Genomic DNA, 1,221 nt, shown 5'->3' with positions numbered 1-1,221 from the left:
GACTTGGAGCGTATTACTGATTATATAACTTATTTAGAAAACGGGCGTGTCATTTATACAGGTGATATGGACGGACTTATGCAAAAATATTATCTTATTAAGGGAGAACCAGCAAAATTAACTAATGAGTTAAAAAAAGACATTCTAGGTATTCGGTCAACAACTATAGGTTTTGAAGGACTTGTGGAAACTAAGCTGGCACATAAATATAAAGGATATATTTTAGATGTTCCGACAATAGACGATATAATCATTTGCATGAGCAAGGAGGGGAAAAAATGAATTATTCTTTGAAAATGGCTCGATTAGATTATTTTACTTGTAAGCCAAATATTATTTCGTATTTTACGCTAATTCCTGTAACTATTATATTTTCTTTTATGAGTACATCATCTATTTTTATTTTCAATTTTACTGCTGCTTGGTTTATTGCATTAATGTCAACAAATATTTTTGTTGTTCAGGAAAAAAACGAATTAGAAAGACTATATGCTTCATTATCTCTTACTACACAAAATATTGTAGCAGGAAGATATATTTACACATACGCTACTTTTTTATTGGCATATATATTTACAACACTCGTAGGAGTAATTTCAATTATTTTAAAACATGAAAGTGTGAATGGTTTAGATATAATTACAAGTTTTAGCCTTTCTTTATTTACATTTACTGCGATAATAGCCATACAACTACCTTTATATTTTAGATATGGATATTCAAAGGCAAAAATTTATTGTTTAATTCCATTTGTGCTTGTAATGCTGTTCGTAATGCTTCCTTCATTTATTGGCTCATTAGCTAACATTATTTCGTTCGCAATGGAACATGATATTTTCATAAATATATTACCCATTTTAATTAGTTTATTTATTCTGGGTGTTTCATATTGCTTTTCAATAAGAGGGTATAAAAAACGAAAATGAAAAAGATAGTATGATTTACTAAAGTCTAATATTAGTTACAAACCCTATATCCCTCTAAAATAATTTGTAATAAGGGAGGTGAGTTTTCTTGAAAGAAAACCAATTATGGGTGTTATGTCCTATTTGCAATAATAAGACAAGAATAAAAATCCGCAAAGACACACAACTAATACATTTTCCATTGTTCTGTCCGAAATGCAAAAATGAAAGTTTAGTTAATATAAAAAATGGAGTTATTACAGTTATCAAAGAGCCAGACGCTAAGGTGCAGAGCCGATAATTTGTAGGTTATATC

The 1,221-nt window shown here is 29.0% G+C and carries 2 protein-coding genes and 1 pseudogene; all 3 read left to right on the top strand.

Annotation, left to right across the window (positions count from 1 at the left end; all coding sequences use genetic code 11):
* Positions 1-282, top strand: a pseudogene (locus AB5Z01_RS13770) (ABC transporter ATP-binding protein); the annotation flags it as partial.
* Positions 279-926, top strand: a complete 648-nt coding sequence (locus AB5Z01_RS13765; protein ID WP_005341373.1) for an ABC-2 transporter permease — start codon at positions 279-281, stop codon at positions 924-926. The pseudogene AB5Z01_RS13770 and the gene AB5Z01_RS13765, both read left to right, overlap by 4 nt.
* Before the next feature lie 88 nt (positions 927-1,014).
* Positions 1,015-1,206 carry a cysteine-rich KTR domain-containing protein gene (locus AB5Z01_RS13760; protein ID WP_118208193.1) on the top strand — a complete coding sequence of 64 codons (192 nt, stop codon included), beginning with the start codon at positions 1,015-1,017 and terminating at the stop codon, positions 1,204-1,206.
* The last annotated feature ends 15 nt before the right edge of the window (positions 1,207-1,221 follow it).

The organism is Ruminococcus sp. RTP21359st1_H3_RTP21359_211015, assembly GCF_040909065.1.
Classification (GTDB): domain Bacteria; phylum Bacillota; class Clostridia; order Oscillospirales; family Ruminococcaceae; genus Hominimerdicola; species Hominimerdicola aceti.
This window is presented reverse-complemented; position numbering and strand designations above follow the sequence as displayed.

Excerpts from the sequence above, each read along its gene's own strand:
- AB5Z01_RS13765 (WP_005341373.1), top strand. The coding sequence starts at position 279 with ATGAATTATTCTTTGAAAATGGCTCGATTAGATTATTTTACTTGTAAG.